The 18,909-nt window shown below is 71.7% G+C and carries 18 protein-coding genes; 12 read left to right on the top strand and 6 right to left on the bottom strand.

Annotation, left to right across the window (positions count from 1 at the left end; all coding sequences use genetic code 11):
* Positions 1-155 precede the first annotated feature (155 nt).
* The 3 genes from NFT33_RS18790 (at position 156) to ubiA (ending at position 4,660) form a co-directional block, all read left to right on the top strand.
* Positions 156-1,091 (top strand): LysR substrate-binding domain-containing protein, encoded by a 936-nt coding sequence (locus NFT33_RS18790; protein WP_149504031.1) that lies wholly within the window; start codon positions 156-158, stop codon positions 1,089-1,091.
* A gap of 129 nt (positions 1,092-1,220) precedes the next feature.
* Positions 1,221-3,746: a putative bifunctional diguanylate cyclase/phosphodiesterase gene (locus tag NFT33_RS18785; RefSeq protein ID WP_251677670.1), complete on the top strand. Its 2,526-nt coding sequence runs from the start codon at positions 1,221-1,223 to the stop codon at positions 3,744-3,746.
* A gap of 47 nt (positions 3,747-3,793) precedes the next feature.
* Positions 3,794-4,660, top strand: a complete 867-nt coding sequence (ubiA, locus tag NFT33_RS18780; RefSeq protein ID WP_220786137.1) for a 4-hydroxybenzoate octaprenyltransferase — start codon at positions 3,794-3,796, stop codon at positions 4,658-4,660.
* On the opposite strand, the gene pdxA is transcribed toward ubiA, so the two are convergent.
* Positions 4,661-5,740, bottom strand: a complete 1,080-nt coding sequence (gene pdxA, locus NFT33_RS18775; RefSeq protein ID WP_251677668.1) for a 4-hydroxythreonine-4-phosphate dehydrogenase PdxA — start codon at positions 5,738-5,740, stop codon at positions 4,661-4,663.
* A 60-nt stretch (positions 5,741-5,800) separates the two neighbouring features.
* Here pdxA and hisI point away from each other — a divergent pair, with 60 nt between their 5' ends.
* From hisI to tatC, 6 genes are read left to right on the top strand one after another with little or no spacing between them, the layout of a single operon-like run.
* Positions 5,801-6,208: a phosphoribosyl-AMP cyclohydrolase gene (gene hisI, locus NFT33_RS18770; protein ID WP_149504035.1), complete on the top strand. Its 408-nt coding sequence runs from the start codon at positions 5,801-5,803 to the stop codon at positions 6,206-6,208.
* Between the two features lie 20 nt (positions 6,209-6,228).
* Positions 6,229-6,582: a phosphoribosyl-ATP diphosphatase gene (locus tag NFT33_RS18765; RefSeq protein ID WP_251677666.1), complete on the top strand. Its 354-nt coding sequence runs from the start codon at positions 6,229-6,231 to the stop codon at positions 6,580-6,582.
* A 51-nt stretch (positions 6,583-6,633) separates the two neighbouring features.
* A complete protein-coding gene (locus NFT33_RS18760) occupies positions 6,634-6,981 on the top strand; it encodes a histidine triad nucleotide-binding protein (RefSeq protein ID WP_037481929.1) in 348 nt (115 codons plus the stop codon).
* Between the two features lie 59 nt (positions 6,982-7,040).
* Positions 7,041-7,292 carry a Sec-independent protein translocase subunit TatA gene (tatA, locus tag NFT33_RS18755; protein WP_251677664.1) on the top strand — a complete coding sequence of 84 codons (252 nt, stop codon included), beginning with the start codon at positions 7,041-7,043 and terminating at the stop codon, positions 7,290-7,292.
* 33 nt (positions 7,293-7,325) lie between these two features.
* Positions 7,326-7,829, top strand: coding sequence for a Sec-independent protein translocase protein TatB (gene tatB / locus NFT33_RS18750; protein WP_149504038.1), 504 nt, complete (start codon positions 7,326-7,328; stop codon positions 7,827-7,829).
* 48 nt (positions 7,830-7,877) lie between these two features.
* Positions 7,878-8,660, top strand: a complete 783-nt coding sequence (tatC, locus tag NFT33_RS18745; protein ID WP_149504039.1) for a twin-arginine translocase subunit TatC — start codon at positions 7,878-7,880, stop codon at positions 8,658-8,660.
* On the opposite strand, the gene NFT33_RS18740 is transcribed toward tatC, so the two are convergent.
* A complete protein-coding gene (locus tag NFT33_RS18740; RefSeq protein ID WP_220786134.1) occupies positions 8,649-9,812 on the bottom strand; it encodes a S1C family serine protease in 1,164 nt (387 codons plus the stop codon). The genes tatC and NFT33_RS18740 overlap by 12 nt on opposite strands.
* Positions 9,813-9,828: 16 nt before the next feature.
* Between NFT33_RS18740 and NFT33_RS18735 the strand changes: the two genes are divergently transcribed.
* Entirely contained in the window at positions 9,829-10,623 is a 795-nt protein-coding gene (locus NFT33_RS18735) for a Nif3-like dinuclear metal center hexameric protein (RefSeq protein WP_376744183.1), read from the top strand.
* 14 nt (positions 10,624-10,637) lie between these two features.
* On the opposite strand, the gene NFT33_RS18730 is transcribed toward NFT33_RS18735, so the two are convergent.
* Together NFT33_RS18730 and NFT33_RS18725 are read right to left on the bottom strand one after the other, a co-directional pair.
* Positions 10,638-11,453: a 4'-phosphopantetheinyl transferase family protein gene (locus NFT33_RS18730; RefSeq protein ID WP_251677662.1), complete on the bottom strand. Its 816-nt coding sequence runs from the start codon at positions 11,451-11,453 to the stop codon at positions 10,638-10,640.
* Positions 11,454-11,460: 7 nt separating this feature from the next.
* Entirely contained in the window at positions 11,461-12,294 is an 834-nt protein-coding gene (locus NFT33_RS18725; protein ID WP_251677660.1) for a DODA-type extradiol aromatic ring-opening family dioxygenase, read from the bottom strand.
* Positions 12,295-12,392: 98 nt separating this feature from the next.
* On the opposite strand from NFT33_RS18725, the gene NFT33_RS18720 reads away from it, so the two are divergent.
* On the top strand, positions 12,393-14,978 hold the full coding sequence (locus tag NFT33_RS18720) for an ABC transporter permease (RefSeq protein ID WP_251677658.1): 2,586 nt from the start codon (positions 12,393-12,395) through the stop codon (positions 14,976-14,978).
* Positions 14,979-14,985: 7 nt separating this feature from the next.
* Here the strand turns inward: NFT33_RS18720 and NFT33_RS18715 are convergent, their stop codons facing one another.
* Both NFT33_RS18715 and NFT33_RS18710 read right to left on the bottom strand, forming a co-directional pair.
* The gene (locus tag NFT33_RS18715; protein ID WP_220786129.1) at positions 14,986-15,969 is read right to left on the bottom strand and encodes a GGDEF domain-containing protein; all 984 of its coding nucleotides are present in this window, start codon (positions 15,967-15,969) and stop codon (positions 14,986-14,988) included.
* 86 nt (positions 15,970-16,055) lie between these two features.
* Positions 16,056-17,330: a type IV pili methyl-accepting chemotaxis transducer N-terminal domain-containing protein gene (locus tag NFT33_RS18710; protein ID WP_251677656.1), complete on the bottom strand. Its 1,275-nt coding sequence runs from the start codon at positions 17,328-17,330 to the stop codon at positions 16,056-16,058.
* A 293-nt stretch (positions 17,331-17,623) separates the two neighbouring features.
* Here NFT33_RS18710 and NFT33_RS18705 point away from each other — a divergent pair, with 293 nt between their 5' ends.
* Entirely contained in the window at positions 17,624-18,874 is a 1,251-nt protein-coding gene (locus tag NFT33_RS18705; RefSeq protein ID WP_251677654.1) for an MFS transporter, read from the top strand.
* Positions 18,875-18,909 lie beyond the last annotated feature (35 nt).

The following is an 18,909-nucleotide window of genomic DNA, read 5'->3' as shown; positions in this document are numbered from 1 at the left end:
CCGATCAATGAAGTTTGATCGATTATAGATACGGATCAATGCAGCAGGCAGCGCAGACGGATAGTGAAAACCCTTCGGTCGCCTGCCCGGAAATGCAGCGCACCAACCGAAAGAGGGCCATGACACCGGTACGGGTTTTCCGCACAATCGGCGACATGACCCTTACCGAACTGCGCTACATCGTCGCGGTCGCGCGCGAGCGACATTTCGGGCGCGCAGCCGAAGCGTGCTTCGTCTCGCAGCCCACCCTGTCGGTGGCCATCAAGAAGCTCGAGGAAGAACTCGAGGTCAAGATCTTCGAGCGCGGCGGCAGCGAGGTCTCGGTCACGCCGCTGGGCGAGGACATCGTGCGCCAGGCCCAGGTCACGCTGGAGAGCGCCGCCTCGATCAAGGAGATCGCCCGGCGCGGCAAGGACCCGCTGGCCGGGCCGCTGCGGCTGGGCGTGATCCACACCATCGGCCCCTATCTGCTGCCGGACCTGGTGCGCAGCACGATCGCGCAGGTGCCGCAGATGCCGCTGATGCTGCAGGAGAACTTCACCGTGCGCCTGCTCGAGATGCTGCGCACCGGCGAGCTCGACTGCACCGTGCTGGCCGAGCCCTTTCCCGACACCGGCCTGGCGATCGCGCCGCTCTACGACGAGCCCTTCATGGTCGCGGTGCCGCGCGATCACCCGCTGGCCACGCGCGAGCGCATCTCCTCGGCGGAGCTGAAGCAGGAGACCATGCTGCTGCTGGGCACCGGCCACTGCTTCCGCGACCATGTGCTCGAGGTCTGCCCGGAGTTCGCCCGCTTCGCCAGCGATGCGGAGGGCATCCGCAAGAGCTTCGAGGGCTCGTCGCTGGAGACGATCCGCCACATGGTCGCCTCCGGCATGGGCCTGACCGTGGTGCCCCAGCTGTCGATCCCGCCCGGCGCCGGCACCGACCGCGATGCGCTGGTGCGCTACCTGCCCTTCGCCGATCCGGTGCCGACCCGCCGGGTGGTGCTGGCCTGGCGTCGATCCTTCACCCGCTACGAGGCGATCGCGGCGCTGCGCAACGCGATCATGAGCTGCCCGCTCGAGGGCGTGCGGCGCATCACCGACTGACACCGAAATCCGGGGGCATGCCGCCCCCTGCCCGCACGGCGCGCAGCTCAAGGCACGGCACGCGGATGCCGAAAGCCGGGAACAGGACATCTCCGGATGTCCATTTCTCCGCTTTCGCGCCCCCCGCTGATGCCCGCACCGAAGACCGCCCACCGCTCCTCGTCCTCCGTGTCCCGCGCCTCGCCGCGCGTGCCGGCCCGTGCGACACCCCGCCCCGCACGCCAGGCCTCCGACCGCCGCCGCGAGGACCGGCGGCGCACGCTGCAGGCCTCCGACGAGGCGATCGAGGCCCGCGTACGGCTGCGCCAGCATGCGGCGGTGGTGCGGGCGCTGCCCTGGATGTCGATGATGTCGGCGCTGGGCGCGCTGTCGGTGGCCGCCGCCGCGCCGGCCGCCGTGCCGCAGGCGCCGCTGTGGGGCTGGCTGGTGGCCTTGATGGTGCTGACGCTCGGCCACCTGCAGTTCTGGCATCAGTGCCGCCGTCAGGGCCGGCCGCTGCACATCCATCGCCGCCGCATCGGCGCCTACGAGCTGCAGGCCGGCCTGACCGGGCTGCTGTGGAGCGCCCCGCCCGTGCTGATGGCCTTTGGCGGGGACGCGACCCTGGGCGTGGTCAGCGGCGCCACGCTGATGACGGTGCTGTGCGCCGGATCGCTGACCCTGATGTCGATGCCGCGGGCGCTGCATGCCTTTCTCGGCCTGCTCAGCCTGGGTCCGGTGATCGGCGCGGGCCTGCAAGGCGGGCTGCCGGCCTGGAGCCTGCTGCTGCAGTGGCTGCTGCTGGCCGGCATCGCGATCGCCAGCAGCCGCGGCGTGCAGCGCAACCTGCATGCGCGGGTCAGCGCCGAGGTCAAGTCCGATCACCAGATGCAGCTGGTCGGCCTGCTGCTGCGCGACTTCGAGGAGCAGGGCAGCGACGTGATCTGGGAGATCGACGCCGGCGGCCGCCTCTGCCATGTCTCCAGCCATCTGGCCGAGGCGCTCGGGCGCGAGGCCGCCACGCTGAACGACCGCTCGCTGCTGGGCCTGCTGGCCGAGCTGCAGAAGGATCTGCCCGAGAGCGAGCGCGAATCGGCCGGTCAGCTCCATGAGCGGCTCACCGAAGGCCAGCCCTTCCGGGACGTGCTGCTGCCGATGATGGTCGGCGGCCAGCAGCGCTGGTGGTCGATGACCGCCAAGCCGCTGGTCAACGAGCGCGGCACGCCGGTGGGCTGGCGCGGCGTCGCCCGCGACGTCACCCAGGCCCGCCATGCCGATCGGCGCCTGACCTGGCTGGCGCACAACGACACCCTGACCGGACTGACCAACCGGGCGCACTTCCGGGTGCTGCTGGAAAAGGTGCTCGGCGGCGCCAAGGCCCGCGAGCAGGCCGGCGGGCCCGCGCACTGCGGCGCGGTGATGTGCCTGGACCTGGACGGCTTCAAGAATGTCAACGACACCCTGGGCCACGCCACCGGCGACGCGCTGCTGGTCGAGGTGGCGCGCCGGCTCAAGGAGGCGGCCGGCCGCGGCCAGGTGGTGGCCCGGCTCGGCGGCGACGAGTTCGCGGTGCTGATGCGCTCGGTGCGGCAGGACGAGGAGATCGGGGCCGCGGGCCAGCGCATCATCGAGGCGATGCGCGCGCCCTGCGAGGTCATGGGCGCGGCGGTGCCGGTGCGGGTGAGCGTCGGCATCGCGCGCTTTCCGCAGGACGGCATGACGGTCGACGAGATGATGCAGCACGCCGACCTGGCGCTGTACGACGCCAAGAGCCACGCGCCCGGCTCGGTGCGCTTCTTCGTCGCGCGGCTGGGCGAGCAGGTGCGCCGCCGCCTGGTGCTGGAGCGCGACCTGCGCGAGGCCATCGAGCGCGGCCAGCTCGAGCTGCACTTCCAGCCCAAGGTCAGCCTGCGCGACTGGGCGGTGACCGGCTTCGAGGCGCTGCTGCGCTGGAACCATCCCGAGCACGGCCCGATCTCGCCGGTCGAGTTCATTCCGGTGGCCGAGGAAAGCGGCCTGATCCTGCAGATGGGCGAATGGGCGCTCGGCCAGGCCTGCCTGGAGGCGGCGCGCTGGCCCGATCCGCTGCAGGTGGCGGTCAACATCTCGCCGGTACAGGTGATGGCGCAGAACCTGCCCGACGCGGTGCAGCGCGCGCTGCAGCGCAGCGGCCTGGCGCCGCACCGGCTCGAGCTGGAAATCACCGAATCGGTCTTCATCAACGAGACCCGCGGCACGGTGGAGCGGCTGCATGCGCTGGGCCGGCTGGGCGTGCAGATCGCGCTGGACGACTTCGGCACCGGCTACTCCTCGCTGGCCTACCTGCGCCGCTTCCCCTTCGACACGCTGAAGATCGACCGCGCCTTCGTGCGCGAACTGCTGATCAGCCGCGACGCGCGCTCGATCGTGCGCAACATCCTGGCGCTGGCGCAGTCGCTGCGCATGTCCACCGTGGCCGAGGGCGTCGAGGAGCCGATGCAGGTCAGCGTGCTCGAGGCCGAAGGCTGCGACATGGTGCAGGGCTACTACGCCTCGCGGCCGATGCCGGCCCGTGACGTGATCGAGTTCGTGCTGAACTGGGGCGAGCGCCACCGCCCGGACCGACCGCGCGACTTCGATCTGGCCAACACCGAGACCGCCGCACTGCCGCAGACCTTGCCGGAAACGCTGATCTGAGCGGCGACAATGGCGGTCCTGCCCGACTGCCTCTGCCCCGCCGCGCGATGACCGCCCTCGCCTCACGTCTGCCGCTCTATCTCGACCTGATCCGCTGGAACCGCCCGGCCGGCTGGCTGCTGCTGCTGTGGCCGACGCTCTCGGCGCTGTGGCTGGCCGCCGGCGGCTGGCCGGGGCTGCATCTGCTGCTCGTGTTCACGCTGGGCACGATCCTGATGCGCAGCGCCGGCTGCTGCATCAACGATGTCGCCGACCGCGAATTCGACCGCCATGTCAAGCGCACCGCGCAGCGCCCGATCACCTCCGGCGCGATGGGCGTGAAGGAGGCGCTGGGCGTCGGAGCCGCGCTGGCGCTGGTCGCCTTCGCGCTGGTGCTGAGCACCAATGCGCCCACGATCCTGATCTCGTTCGCCGCGCTGGCGATCACGATGGCCTACCCCTATGCCAAGCGCTTCGTCGCGATGCCGCAGGCGGTGCTGGGCGTGGCCTTCAGCGTCGGCATTCCGATGGCCTTCACCGCGGTGCGCGGCGCGGTCGACCCGCTGGCCTGGGCGCTGGTGATCGGCAACCTGTTCTGGGTGCTGGCCTACGACACCGAGTACGCGATGGTCGACCGCGACGACGACCTGAAGATCGGCATCCGCACCTCGGCGATCACGCTGGGCCGCGCCGATGTGGCCGCGGTCATGCTGTTCTACGGGCTGTATCTGGCGATCTGGTCCTGGGCCGCGCTGCAGGCCGGCCTGGGCGGCGCCTTCTGGCTGGGCATCGCCGTGGCAGCCGCGCAGGTGGCCTGGCATTTCACGCTGATCCGGCATCGCAGCCGCGAGGGGTGCTTCCGTGCCTTCCGCGAGAACCACTGGGTGGGCTTCGCGGTCTTCGCCGGCTACGTGCTGGACCTGGCGCTGCGCTGATCAGCCCGCGGCACCGGCGGCGAGCCGTCGCGCCATCGCCAGCGCCGCCACCAGGCTGTCGGCCTCGGCGCGTCCCTGGCCGGCGATGTCGAAGGCGGTGCCGTGGTCCGGGCTGGTGCGCACGAAGGGCAGCCCCAGCGTGACGTTCACGCCCTGCTCGACGCCCAGGTACTTCACCGGGATCAGCCCCTGGTCGTGGTACATCGCCAGCACCAGATCGAACTCGCCGCGGCGCGCGCGCATGAAGATGGTGTCGGGCGGGAACGGCCCCTGCGCGTCGATGCCCTCGGCGCGGGCGGCGGCGATCGCCGGCGCGATGATCTCGATCTCCTCGCGGCCGAAGAGCCCGCCCTCGCCCGCATGCGGATTGAGCCCGGCCACCGCGATGCGCGGCCGCGGCTGGCCCCACAGCGCGGCCGACGCGTGGCTGATGCGCAGCGTCGACAGCACCGCGTCGAACGTCACCCGATCGATCGCCTCGCGCAGCGCGCAGTGGATGGTGACCAGCACCGTGCGCAGCTCCTCGTTGGCCAGCATCATGCGCACGTCGGCCGGCCGGCCGTGGCGCGCGCTCTCGTCGGCCAGCAGCTCGGTGTGACCGGGAAAGGGCTCGCCGGCGGCGGCCAGCGCCTCCTTGTGGATCGGCGCGGTGACCAGCCCGGCGATCTCGCCGCGCATCGCCAGCGCGACCGCGTCGCGGATGCAGGCCGCGGCGAGCCGGCCGGCGCGCGCGTCGACCGTGCCCCACGGCGCCTCGGCCAGCGCCGGCTCGCGGTGGCCGGGCAGCAGCACCGGCAGCGCCCCCGGCGGCACCTCGGCCAGATCCGCGACCGCGTCGATCACCGCGATCGGCACCTCGGGCACATCGTGGAGGCGCCGCAGCGCACGCGCCGCCCGCCGCAGCACCGCGGGCTCGCCGATGACCAGCACGCCGGGGCCGATGCGGCCCTCGCGCCAGGCGCGCACGATGATCTCCGGACCGATGCCGAGCGCGTCGCCCAGCGTCAGCGCAAGCGGTCGGGACGGAGCCGAGGAAGAAGATGAGGCGGCGGCGGAATCGATGTGCAGATCGGTCGTCATGCCGCGATTGTCATGGACTCGTCGCGGACCGCTCCGTGACGGTTGCTACACTCCACCGCCATGGACTGGCTGGAAAGAATCACCTGGACTGCCGACGGCCTCGTGCCGGTGATCGCGCAGGAGAAGGACAGCGGCGACGTGCTGATGTTCGCGTGGATGAACCGCGAGGCGCTGGCGCGCACCGCCGAGCTTGGCGAGGCGGTCTACTGGAGCCGATCGCGCAACCGCCTCTGGCACAAGGGCGAGGAATCCGGCCATGTGCAGAAGGTGCATTCGATCCGCATCGACTGCGACCAGGACGTGGTGCTGCTGCGCATCACGCAGCTCGGCCACGAGCCCGGCATCGCCTGCCACACCGGCCGCCATTCCTGCTTCTTCGAGGAACTGCGCACCACGGCCGACGGTCAAAGGGCCTGGCAGGCGGTCGATCCGGTCCTGAAGGATCCCGCCACCATCTACCGTTCATGAGCGCCTGCGCCCCCGCCCCGATGACTGATGCCGCCCCGGCCCCCGCCGCCCCCTCCTCCACCGACAGCCTGGCCCGCCTGGCCGAGGTGATCGCCTCGCGCCGCGGCGGCGACCCGGACAGGAGCTATGTCGCGCGCCTGTTCCACAAGGGCACCGACACCATCCTGAAGAAGGTCGGAGAGGAGGCCACCGAAGTGGTCATCGCCGCCAAGGACGGCGACCCGGCCAAGATCGTCTACGAGGTCGCCGACCTGTGGTTCCACAGCATCGTCGCGCTGGCGCAGTTCGGCCTGACCCCGGCCCAGGTGATCGCCGAGCTCGAGCGCCGCGAGGGCCTGTCGGGTCTGGCCGAGTTCGCCAGCCGGCCGCGCTGAACCTCATCGTCCCTTTCACGCATCGACGCACGCATCGACGGAGCTGCCGCCATGAGCCACGACCCGAACTGCATCTTCTGCCGCATCGCCGCCGGCGAGATCCCCGCGCAGAAGGTCCACGAGGACGACGAGCTGATCGCCTTCAAGGACATCCGCCCGGCCGCGCCGGTGCATCTGCTGATCATCCCGCGCGAGCACATCGCCACGCTGGCCGACGCCGAGCCGCGCCACCAGGCGCTGCTGGGCCGCATGGCGCTGCTGGCGACGAAGCTGGCGCGCGAGCATGGCGCCGACAACGGCTTCCGCACGGTGATCAACACCGGCCCGGACGGCGGCCAGGAGGTCTACCACCTCCACATGCATGTGATGGGCGGTCCGCGCCCCTGGAAACAGGGCTGAGACGCCCCACCTAGAATCCCGACCATCCACCGCACCCGCAGCACTCACGGAGCACCCTCATGGGCCTGTCCACCACTCACCTGATCATCTTCCTCGTCATCATCGTGCTGGTCTTCGGCACGAAGAAGCTCAAGAACATCGGCTCCGACCTCGGTTCGGCGGTCAAGGGCTTCAAGGATGGCGTGAAGGACGGCGACAAGCCGGCCGCCGAGGCCGCCGCCCAGCCGACCCCCACCGCCACCGCGCAGGTCGCCGAGAAGCGCGTCGACAACAGCCAGGCGATCGACGTCGAGGCCCGCACCAAGCAGTGATCCGCTGAACCGGATCTCCTCGGGAACCCCTGAATGCTCGACATAGGCATTTCGAAGCTGATGCTGGTGGCCGGCATCGCGCTGGTCGTGATCGGTCCGGAGCGGCTGCCCAAGGTCGCGCGCATGGCCGGCACGCTGCTCGGCCGCGCGCAGCGCTATGTCGCCGACGTCAAGGCCGAGGTCAACCGCTCGATGGAGCTCGACGAGCTCAACAAGGTGCGCCGCGAGTTCGAGACCGCGGCGCGCGATGTCGGCCAGTCGGTCTCCTCGAGCCTGGACTCGGCCACCGGCCAGATCAACGCGGCCCTGAGCGGCCCGGGCAGCGCCGGCACGGACGACGACAGCGCCCCGACCTACGAGCCCTACGAGTGGGACAGCTCGCCGGCGGTGCCGACCTATGTGCACCCGCGCAAGAAATGGCGCGTCAAGCGTGGCGCCATTCCGCAGTGGTACAAGAAGCGCGAAGGCGTGCGGCGCCATGTGCAGTCCGGCGCCGCGCGGGTCGCGCGCTTTCGTCCGCCGCGCCGCAGCGTCTGATCCTCCGTCCCGCCTGGCGGGACTTCTCCTTGCGCCCCCCACCCCATCGTGAGTTCGAGCCCTGACCCCCAACCCGACGAGCTCGCCGGGACCGAAGCGCCCTTCGTCAGCCATCTGATCGAGCTGCGCGACCGCCTGCTGCACTCGGTCTACGGCGTCGGCGCCATCTTCATCCTGCTGTGCCTCTATCCCGGCCCGTCCCAGGTCTACGACCTGCTGGCGCTGCCGCTGGTGAAGTCGCTGCCGGAAGGCTCGAAGATGATTGCCGTCGGCGTCGTCTCGCCCTTCCTGATCCCGATCAAGGTCACGCTGCTGGCCGGCTTCGGCGTCGCGCTGCCCTGGGTGCTCTACCAGGTCTGGGCCTTCGTGGCGCCCGGCCTGTACCGCCACGAGCAGCGTCTGGTGCTGCCGCTGGTGGCCAGCAGCACGATCCTGTTCTACACCGGCGTGGCCTTCTGCTACTTCTTCGTGTTCGGCCAGGCCTTTCCGGCGATCCAGTCGATGGCGCCCGCCTCGGTCGCGGTCAGCCCGGACATCGAGGCCTACCTCGACTTCGTGCTGACGATGTTCATCGCCTTCGGCGTGGCCTTCGAGGTGCCGGTGGCGGTGGTGGTGCTGGCCCGGCTCGGGGTGGTGACCATCGAGCAGCTGCGCGAGTGGCGCCGCTACTTCTGGGTGGCGGCCGCGGCGGTGGCCGGCCTGGTGACGCCGCCGGATGCGGTGTCGATGATCGCGCTGCTGGTGCCGATGGGCCTGCTCTACGAGGTCGGCATCTGGGCGGCGGGCTTCTTCATGAAGTATTCGGCCGCCCCGGACTCCTCAGCGTCCTGATCCGGGCGCACCGCGCGCGGTCCGCGCCTTGGGCCGCTGCGCCACCCGCACCGTCAGCTCGAGCTGCTGGCGGCCGCGGTGCACCGACAGCACCGCCTGGCTCTGAGGCCGCAGGCCGGCCACCGCGTCGAGCAGCTGCGCGGTGTTCATCACCGGGGTGCCAGCCACCTTCACCACCACGTCCCCGGGCTGCACGCCGGCCGCACTGGCCGGACCGTCCTGCAGCACGCCGGTGATCAGCACGCCACGCTCGACCTCCAGCCCGAAGGACTCGGCCATGTCGCGGGTCAGGTCGCTGGGCTGCACGCCGATCCAGCCGCGGGTGACCACGCCCTCGGTGATCAGGCCCTCCATCACCTGGCGCGCGGTGGCCACCGGAATCGCGAAGCCGATGCCCATGCTGCCGCCCGAGCGCGAATAGATCGCGGTGTTGATGCCCAGCAGCTGGCCATTGATGTCGACCAGCGCGCCGCCGGAATTGCCCGGGTTGATCGCCGCATCGGTCTGGATGAAGTTCTCGAAGGTGTTCAGCCCCAGTCCGCTGCGGCCGACCGCGCTGACGATGCCCGAAGTCACCGTCTGCCCGACATTGAACGGATTGCCGATGGCCAGCACGATGTCGCCGACCTGCAGCGCGTCGGCATCGCCGAAGGTGATGGCCGGCAGGCCGGTCAGCGCCACCTTCAGCACCGCCAGATCGCTGTCCGGATCGGTGCCGACCACCTTGGCGGCGACACGCCGACCGTCGGCCAGGCCGATCTCGATCTGCTCGGCGTTGTCGATGACATGGTTGTTGGTCAGCAGATAGCCATCCGGCGAGACGATGACCGCCGAGCCGGTGCCGGCGCTGCCGCCACCGCCGTCCGGGTCGCCGAAATGGCGGCGCAGGGCATCGCTGGCACTGGCCGGGCTCTCGGCCGCCGAGGTCATCACGCTGACCACCGAGGGCGAGGCGCGCCGTGCGGCCGGGGCGTAGCTGCCGGGGCTGCTCGCCCCGTCCAGCGGCAGCGGTGCCGCCTGGATGATGCTGAACTGCACCGGCGCGCTGCCCGGACGCCCGCCCAGCCACTGCGGCTTGAGCGTGGCCAGCACGAAGACGGCGGCCAGCGCCACCGTGACGGCCTGCGAGAATATGAGCCAGAGCCTGCGCATGAACGGACAACCGGAGATGGAAAGAGTGACTGAGGACCTGAGGACCGACACCGGCGGGGGCGCGGACCGCGACGCGCTTGCAGGCTGGATGGACCGGCTGCTCGAGAGCGGACGTTTTTCGGATTATGGTCCCAACGGCCTGCAGGTCGAGGGGCGCACGCGCGTGCGTCGCATCGTCAGCGGCGTGACCGCCAGCCTGGCACTGATCGAGGCCGCCGCGGCCGACGGTGCCGATGCGATCGTCGTGCACCACGGCCTGTTCTGGCGCGGACAGGACGGCCGGGTCACCGGCTGGATGAAGCGCCGGCTGGCCGCGCTGCTGGCGCACGACATCAGTCTCTACGCCTACCACCTGCCGCTGGACGCCCACCCGGAGGTCGGCAACAACGCCCGGCTCGGCGCCGAGCTGGGCCTGACGGTCGAGGGCAGCTTCGGCGACAGGGCGCTCGGGCTGATCGGTGTGCCGGCCGACGGACCCTGCACGCTCGAGGCCCTGGCCGCACGCGTGCAGGCCACGCTGGGCCGCGCGCCCGTCGTCGTGCCCGGCGACGGGCGGCCGGTGCGGCGGGTGGCCTGGTGCACCGGTGGCGCCCAGGGCTACTTCGAGTCGGCGATCGCCGCCGGCGCCGATGTCTACCTGACCGGCGAGATCTCCGAGCCGCAGGCGCACATCGCGCGCGAGACCGGCTGCGCCTTTCTCGCCTGCGGCCACCACGCCACCGAGCGCTACGGCGCGCAGGCGCTGGGCGCGCGGGTCGCGGCCGAGTTCGGCCTGCAGCACCGCTTCATCGATCTGGACAATCCGGCCTGATCAGCACGGTCTGATCAACCCGGCGCGATCACGCCGGCAGACGAATGCCGCAGCCACTGCAGTTCGATCGTCTCGCCGGCCTGCCGCTCGCAGGCCAGGGCCCAGTGGTGGGAGCCGGCCTCGAGGCCGCCCTGCAGCCAGCCCCCGTCGACCCAGTGCCGCAGCGTGGCCGGCAGCGCCGCCCTCCCCGGCTGCACCCGCCAGAGCCCGTTCGGCGCCGGCAGCAGCTCGAGCCCCGCAGGCTCGAGACCGCTCAGGCCGATGCCGGCGGCCTTCAGCAGCGCCTCCTTCAGGGTCCAGCGCGTCAGCAGGAAATGACGCCGAGCACGGCCACCACCACCGCCATCCATGCCGTCGACACCGTCGACGCCGTGCGCGTCGACCAGGGTCGGCCAGTGCCGCCACTCGCCGGGCGCCAGCAGGGTGCGCGCCAGCGCCTCGTCCGGCTGCAGGGCATCGACCGGCTCGACATCGACACCGATCTCCCGCTCCCAGGCCAGCGCCACCAGGCCGGCGCAGTGGGACAGATTGAAGCGCAGCGCCTGCAGCGCCGGATGCTGCTGCGGGCACAGTGCCGGCTTGCCCGCCTCGGCCCGGACAAGGCGCCAGCGCGCGGGATCGATCGGCGCATGCCGGCTGAGCACGCGGCGCAGCAGGGCATGCGCCCGGATGAACAGCACCCGGTCGGCTGGCCGGCGCAGCCGCATCGCCCGGGCACGCTCGAACTCGTCCAGAACCGCGAGATCGACCGGATCCTCAGGCTCGCCGGGGGCGACCGGCATCAGGTGCAGCTCGATGCGGCAGGGCCGGTGGCGGCGCAGACCGAACACAGGAGGCTCAGCCCTGCAGCGCCTGCCTCAGCCGCTCGGCCTGCGGGCCGAAGGCGTAGCCGTCCATCGCCAGCACGCCGGCATCGACGCTGTCGTGGATGCGCACGCCGGCGGTGTCGCCGCCGGCACCGGCCGCGACATAGAAGGGCAGCCAGTGCTCGTCGGTCGGATGCTGCTGCGCGGCCTCGGGCGCCTGGCGGCGGTAGTCGAACAGCGCCGGCCAGTCGCGCGCGGCGGCGCGGTCACGGACCCAGTCCTGGAAGGCGACGACATCGGCGGCGGCCGGATCGACCGCACCGCGCAGGCCGAAGAAGCGGCGCAGGTTGTGCGTCATCGCGCCGCTGCCGATCACCAGCACGCCCTCGTCGGCCAGCGGCGCCAGCGCCGCGCCGATCGCCCACTGCTGCTGCGGCGAGGCGCCGGGCACCAGCGTCAGCGGCACCACCGGCACCTCGGCGCCCGGCCAGGCGCGCTTCATCACCGTCCAGATGCCGTGATCGAGGCCCTCGGCCTCGACCGCAGGCGCCTCGATGCCGGCGCGGGCCAGCAGCCGGGAAGCCTGCAGCGCCAGGGCCGGCGCGCCCGTCGCGTCATAGCGCTGCGCGTACAGCTCGGCCGGAAAGCCGCCGAAGTCGTGGATCGCCGGATGGCGCGCGCCGGCCAGCACCATCGGCTGGCGGGTCGAGGAATGCGGCGACACCACCAGCGCCGCCCGAGGCCGGCCGAAGGTGCGCTCGATCACCGGTCCGAGCCGGTCGAGAAAGCGGGCCGCCGGCGAATCCTCGATCGCGATCATCGGGGAGCCGTGGGACAGATAGAGGGTGGGCAGCGAAGTGTTCATGGCGAAGTGATTGCAGCATGGCCGCCGCCCCGTGATGTTCTGCGACTTTGCACGCAGCGTTCTGAAGCGGCGCGGGCGCTGGTGTAAGGTCGGACACCATGAGCGCCACTGCCCTGCCCGCCCGCCCCGCGACCTTTCCGCCTCCCCGCCCGCCGGCGGTCACCACCCTGGCCTGGCGCCAGCTGCTGCGCGACTTCCGCGCCGGCGAGCTGCGGCTGATGCTGGTGGCCGTCGCGCTGGCGGTGGCGGCGCTGTGCGCGGTCGGCTTCTTCGCCGACCGGCTGGCGGCCGGACTGTCGCGCGACGCGCTGACGATGCTCGGGGGCGACGCGGTCATCGCCAGCGACCAGCCCCTGCCGGCGGCCTTCGACGACACCGCACGGCGCATGGGCCTGCAGCGGGCCACCAGCGCCCGGTTTCCCAGCATGGCGCGTGCGCCCGACGCGCGCGGCGGCGCGATCCGGCTGGTCTCGGTCAAGGCGGTCGCCAGCACCTATCCGCTGCGCGGCGAGCTGCAGGTGGCGCTGCGCGCCGAGGGCCCGACCGAGATCCGCCGCCAGGGCCCGCAGGCCGGCGAGGTGTGGGTCGAGGCCGCGGTGCTCGACAGCCTGGGCCTGACGGTCGGCGACACGCTGATGCTGGGCGAGCGCGGCCTGCGCATCGGTGCGCTGCTGCGCGCCGAGCCGGACCGCGATGCCGGCTTCGTCAGCTTCGCGCCGCGGGTGCTGATGGCCGAGGCCGATCTGGCGTCGACCGGCCTGATCCAGCCCGCCAGCCGGGTGAGCTGGCGCCTGGCGGTGGCCGCGCCCGAGGGCGAGCGGCGCCAGACCGCGGTGCGCGGCTTCGTCGCCTGGGCCGAGACCGCGATCGAGGCCGGCCGGCTGCGCGGCATGCGCATCGAGTCGATCGAGAACGCCCGCCCGGAAATGCGCCAGGCGCTGGACCGGGCCAGCCAGTTCCTGCAGCTGGTCGCGGTGCTGGCGGCGCTGCTGGCGGCGGTGGCGGTCGGCATCGCCGCACGGGGCTTCGCGGCCCGTCATCTGGACGCCTGCGCGCTGATGCGGGTGCTGGGCCTGTCGCAGCGGCGCATCGCCGCCATCTATGCGCTGGAGCTGCTGATGGTCGGCCTGGCCGCCAGCGTGCTGGGTGTGCTGCTGGGCCTGGCGGTGCATGAGGTCTTCGTGCGGCTGCTCGCCGGCCTGGTCGAGAGCGACCTGCCCGCGCCCAGCCTGCGGCCGGGCCTGTTCGGCCTGGGCACCGGCCTGCTGCTGCTGGCGGCCTTCGGGCTGCCGCCGGTGCTGCAGCTCGCGCGCGTGCCGCCGCTGCGGGTGCTGCGCCGCGACCTGGGCGGACTGCGGCCGACCTCGCTGGGCGTGCTCGGCGCCGGGCTGGCGGGCTACGCCGCACTGCTGATGAGCGTGGCCGACGACGCCAAGCTCGGCGCGATCGCGGTCGGCGGCTTCGCGGCGGCCTGGGCGCTCTTCGCCGGCGTGGCCTGGCTGGCGGTGCAACTGCTGCGCCGGGCGGTGCCGGAAACCGGCGCGCCGCGCTGGCTGGCGCTGGCGACCCGCCAGATCGGCGCCCGCCCGGCGCTGGCGGTGCTGCAGGTCAGCGCGCTGGCCATCGGCCTGATGGCGCTGATGGTCCTGGTGCTGATGCGCACCGATCTGGTCGACAGCTGGCGCGCCGCCACGCCGGCCAACGCGCCGGACCGCTTCATCATCAACATCCAGCCCGACCAGGCCGCGGACTTCCGCCGCACGGTCGAGCAGGCCGGCGTCAGCGGCTACGACTGGTACCCGATGATCCGCGGCCGGCTGACCACGATCAACGGCCGGGCAGTCACCCCGGCCAGCTTCTCCGAAGACCGGGCGCAGCGCCTGGTCGAGCGCGAATTCAACCTCAGCCATGCCGCGACGCTGCCGACGCACAACACGCTGGCGGGCGGGCGCTGGCAGGCCGACGAGGCCGACGGGCTGAGCGTCGAGGAAGGCCTGGCGCGAACGCTCGGCCTGAAGCTCGGCGACCGCATGGGCTTCGACATCGCCGGCACGGCGGTGGAGGGCCGCATCACCAGCCTGCGCCGGGTCGACTGGGGCTCGATGCGGGTCAACTTCTTCGTGATGTTCCCGCGCGCGGACATGCCGGAGCTGCCGGCGACCTACATCTCGGCGCTGCGGGCGCCCGCGCGGGCCGGATTCGACGCCCAGCTGGCACGCGACTATCCCAACCTGACCGTGGTCGATGTGTCGCAGCAGATCGCGCAGGTGCAGAAGGTGCTGGATCAGGTGATCCGCGCGGTCGAGTTCCTGTTCGGCTTCACGCTGGCGGCCGGCCTGCTGGTGCTGTTCGCCGCCGTCAGCGCCACCCGCGAATCGCGCGCCCGGGAGTTCGCGCTGCTGCGCGCGATGGGCGCCGGCAGCGCGCTGCTGCGCCAGGTGCAGCGCACCGAGCTGTTCGGACTGGGCGCACTGGCCGGACTCCTGGCGGCGCTGGCCGCGGTGGCGGTGAGCTGGGCGCTGGCACGCCAGGTGTTCGGCTTCGCCTGGACGCCCTCGCCCTGGGTGCCGCTGGCCGGCACCGTCGCCGGCGCGCTGATGGCCGCGCTGGCCGGCTGGTGGAGCCTGCGCGGCGTGCTGCAGCGGCCGGTCAGCGAGACGCTGCGCCAGGCGGCGGCCGACTGATCCTCGCTCAGACCCCCGAGGTCTCGGGCAGCCGGATCGAGGCCAGCGCGATGCGGTTGCCCCCGCGCAGCCGCGCATCGGTCAGCGCCCGCACCGCGGCCTGGCTGAGCTCGGCCAGCGTCGCGGCCGTGTGCGGGAAGCTGGCGATGCCGATCGAGATCTCGAAGCCCAGGCTGCGACCGTCCTGCACCACCACCTGGGTGGCGCAGGCGCGGCGCAGATGCTCCATGCGCGCATGGGCGGTCGCCAGGCCGACGCCGGACAGCAGGATCGCGAAGCGGCCGTCCCCGAGCTGGGACAGCACATCCATCGCGCGGGTGTTGGTGCGCATCAGGTGGCCCATCATCTCGACGATGCGCTGCACCGCCGCCTCGCCGTGGCTCTGGCGCATCGCCTCGATGCGGTCGATCGCCAGCAGCACCAGCGCGAACTCGCGGTGCTCGCGCTGCGACAGCGCGGCCTCGCGGCGCAGGTGCTCCTCGAAATGCTCGCGCCGGAACAGCTCGCCCGGACGGTCCAGGCCCTGCTCGTGCTGCCGGCGCATCGCCTCGATCGCCTGCTGCAGACGCTCGATCTGACCCAGCGCCTGCTGCAGCTGCATCGACTCGCGCCGCACCGCGGTCACATCGCGCCACAGCGTCAGCAGCAGCGGCTCGCCGGCCAGGCCGTGCAGCACCCGGCGCAGCGCACGCAGCTCGACCCGCCGCCCGTCGGCGCGCTCGAACACATGGTCATCGACCGACATCGGCTGCCCGCTGGCCAGCGCGCGGGCATCGGCCGCCTGGATCGCGCTGGCCACCGGCTGCGGCAGCGGCGCCTCCCCGCCGACCCAGTCCTGCCAGGACGGGCTGGCCCAGACAGGGCGGCCGTCCGCGGCCCGCTTCAGGGTGGCCATCGCGCCGTCGATCAGCAGCAGATCGAGAAGGCTCTCGTTCAGTGCGACAGGAGCCACGACGGCATCGGAGAGGTCGGACAGCGCGGAAATGCTCATCCGGGAATGATAAGCAGCGCATCATGCCCGGCGCTGACGCGGATCAGCGCCGGCCGTGAAGCCTCACCGGCATCCACCCGCCGACATCAACCCATCAGCATCTGCATGCTCTGCTCGTACTCGCGGGTCAGCGCGTCGAACAGCTCCAGCAGCGACTCGCTGCTGGCCGCCAGCGTGATGCGCGCGCCCTGCTGCGCACCGGCGCGCACCGCGGCGAGCATGTCGCGCCAGGTCGCCTCGGCACGGGCCAGGCCCTCGCGGATCAGCGGCGTCGACAGCGGAATCTCGTGCAGATAGGCCAGTCCGCGCTCGAAGGCCTCGGCGGTGGGCGCCAGGTCGACCGGCAGCGGCTCGGCGGGCGCGATCGCCGGGCCGCTGCGCAGCAGCGCCAGCTTGGCCAGGCGCTGCACCAGCATGCGCTGGCGCCCCGAGACATTGATGACATGCAGCGACGGCGTCAGCCCGGCATTCTCCAGCGCCTGGGTCAGCCGGTCCGACAGCTCCAGCAGCCGCTCGGCCTCCTGGTCGAGCACCGCCGTGCGCGAGCTCACCGGCAGACCACCCAGCCCGGCCTGCACCGTCGCCCAGGTGCCCTGCACCGCGCCGAGCAGATCGCCGAAGGTCGGCTGCGACAGGCTGCGCGCCAGCACCGACAGGCTCTGGTCGACCTGGGTGACCGAATCGGCCAGCAGCGCGCGCGAGCCGGCCACCTCGACGCCGGCCGCCGCCAGCGCGTAGAGCTTGACGATGCGCTGCGACAGCATGCGCAGCCGGCCGGCACGGTTGATCGCCTCGGCATAGTGGGCCGAGTCGATCACCTGCTGCGAGACCTGGCCGATGCGCAGCTTCGCGTGCATCGAGGCCGAGCGCAGCAGCCGGAAGGCCTCGTCCTCGCTGATCTGGCGCGCGCTCATCAGGATGCCCTTGGCACGGTCGACCAGCTTGCGCTCCTCGAGCCGGCGCTTCAGGTCGCCGAGCTCCTCGCGCATCTGGCGCATCTGGCGGTGGCGGGCGCTGGTGAACTGGATCAGCGGCCGCAACCGCCCGGCCGCATAGCCGTTGACCACCCAGCCGTCGATGCCCGAGGCGATCGCGGTCTCCATCGTCTCGGCCCGGACATCGCTGGTGAACACCAGCACCGGCGCGGGCGCGGCCGACTCGAGCAGCCGCGTCGCCTCGAACAGCTCCTCGCCGGGGTGGGGATCCCAGACAATGACCATGTCTGGTGCATGACGCACCGCCTCGCGCACCATGGCGGCGCATGTGCAGCGGGCACAGACCTGCAGTCCGTTGGACTCCAGGTCGGTCACGAGGGTCGGCGCATCGGGCTGCGCCGGAGCCACGGCAAGGATCTTCAGCATGTCTTGAAAGTCTTGATCTTGAACCAGGAGGGAGGAGCGTCATGCGACGCTCTTGTGCAGGAACACCTAGCACGCACCACGCCAGGCATGCACCGTCCAGGTGCCGGCATGGAAGATGCTTTGTCGCCGGCACGGTCGCAGAGCTGCGATCCGCCGGCGCCGCAAGCCGGCCCCGGTCCGCTGAAGGATCGCATGGTGCCGCCAGAGCACCTCGCACAGACCCTGTCGCGCACAGCCCCCCCCCTGCGGCTGCTTCCGCGACGGAGCCGTCCCACCCCGCACCCTCCACTCCGATGTCCGACTTCAAGTCCTTCGCCAAGGCTGGCCACTGGCCGACCCTGGCGGCCTCCTTCCTGTATTTCGACTTCTGCTTCGCGATCTGGGTCCTGAACGGCGCGATGGCGCCCTTCATCAGCGAGAGCTTCAACCTGAGCGCCGCCGAGAAGGGCTTCATGATCTCGGTGCCGATCCTGGCCGGCGCGCTGATGCGCTTTCCGCTGGGCATCCTGGCGCAGTACATCGGCCGCAAGAACGCGGCGATGGTCGAGATGGGCCTGATCGTGGCCGCGCTGACCTTCGGCTTCATGATGGTCGACACCTATGACGAGGTGCTGGCGATGGGCGTGCTGCTGGGCATCGCCGGCGCCTCCTTCGGCGTGGCGCTGTCGCTCGGTTCGGGCTGGTATCCGCCGAAGTACAAGGGCCTGGCGATGGGCATCGCCGGCGCCGGCAACTCCGGCACCGTGCTGGCGGTGCTGTTCGCGCCCCCGCTGGCGGCGAAGTTCGGCTGGCAGACCGTCTACGGCCTGGCCGCCTGCACGATGATCCTGCCGATGCTGGTGATGTGGTTCGCCGCGAAGGAGCCGCCGGATGTCGAGCACCAGACCTTCCGCGAGCACATCTCCTGCCTGTTCGAGGCCGACGGCTGGTCCTTCAGCCTGATCTATGTCGTGACCTTCGGCGGCTTCATCGGTCTGGCCAGCTTCCTGCCGACCTATTTCTACGACCAGTTCAAGGTCACCAAGATCGAGGCCGGCCAGCTGACGATGCTGGCCACCGTGATGGGCTCAGGCGTGCGTGTCGTCGGCGGCTACATCTCCGACCGCATCGGCGGCATCAACACCCTCAGCGGCGTGCTGGTGCTGGTGGCGATCTCGCTGGTGGCCTGCGGCTTCGCCGGCAGCTCGCTGGCGGCGACCACGCTGCTGTTCATGCTGTGCTTCGCCGCGCTGGGCGCGGGCAACGGCGCGCTGTTCCAGCTGGTGCCGCTGCGCTGGCCGCTGACCACCGCGGTGGCCGGCTCGATGATCGGCGAAGTGGGCGCGCTGGGCGGCGGCTTCATCCCGAACGCGATGGGCCTGTCCAAGCAGCACAGCGGCACCTACCTGTGGGGCTTCGTCGCCTTCGCGGTGCTGGCGGTGGCGATGCTGGTGATGCTGCGCATCGTGCAGATCCGCTGGACCCGCACCTGGGCCGAGAAGGGGGGCCGTGCCCGCAGCACGCCGACCACCGTCGGCACCTCGGGCGCCCGCCGCACCGCCTGAGGCCGCAGCCCATGCCGCAGCCCATGCCGCCGTCG

The organism is Sphaerotilus sp. FB-3 (assembly GCF_023706025.1).
In the GTDB taxonomy this organism is placed as follows: Bacteria; Pseudomonadota; Gammaproteobacteria; order Burkholderiales; family Burkholderiaceae_C; genus Sphaerotilus; species Sphaerotilus sulfidivorans.
This window is presented reverse-complemented; position numbering and strand designations above follow the sequence as displayed.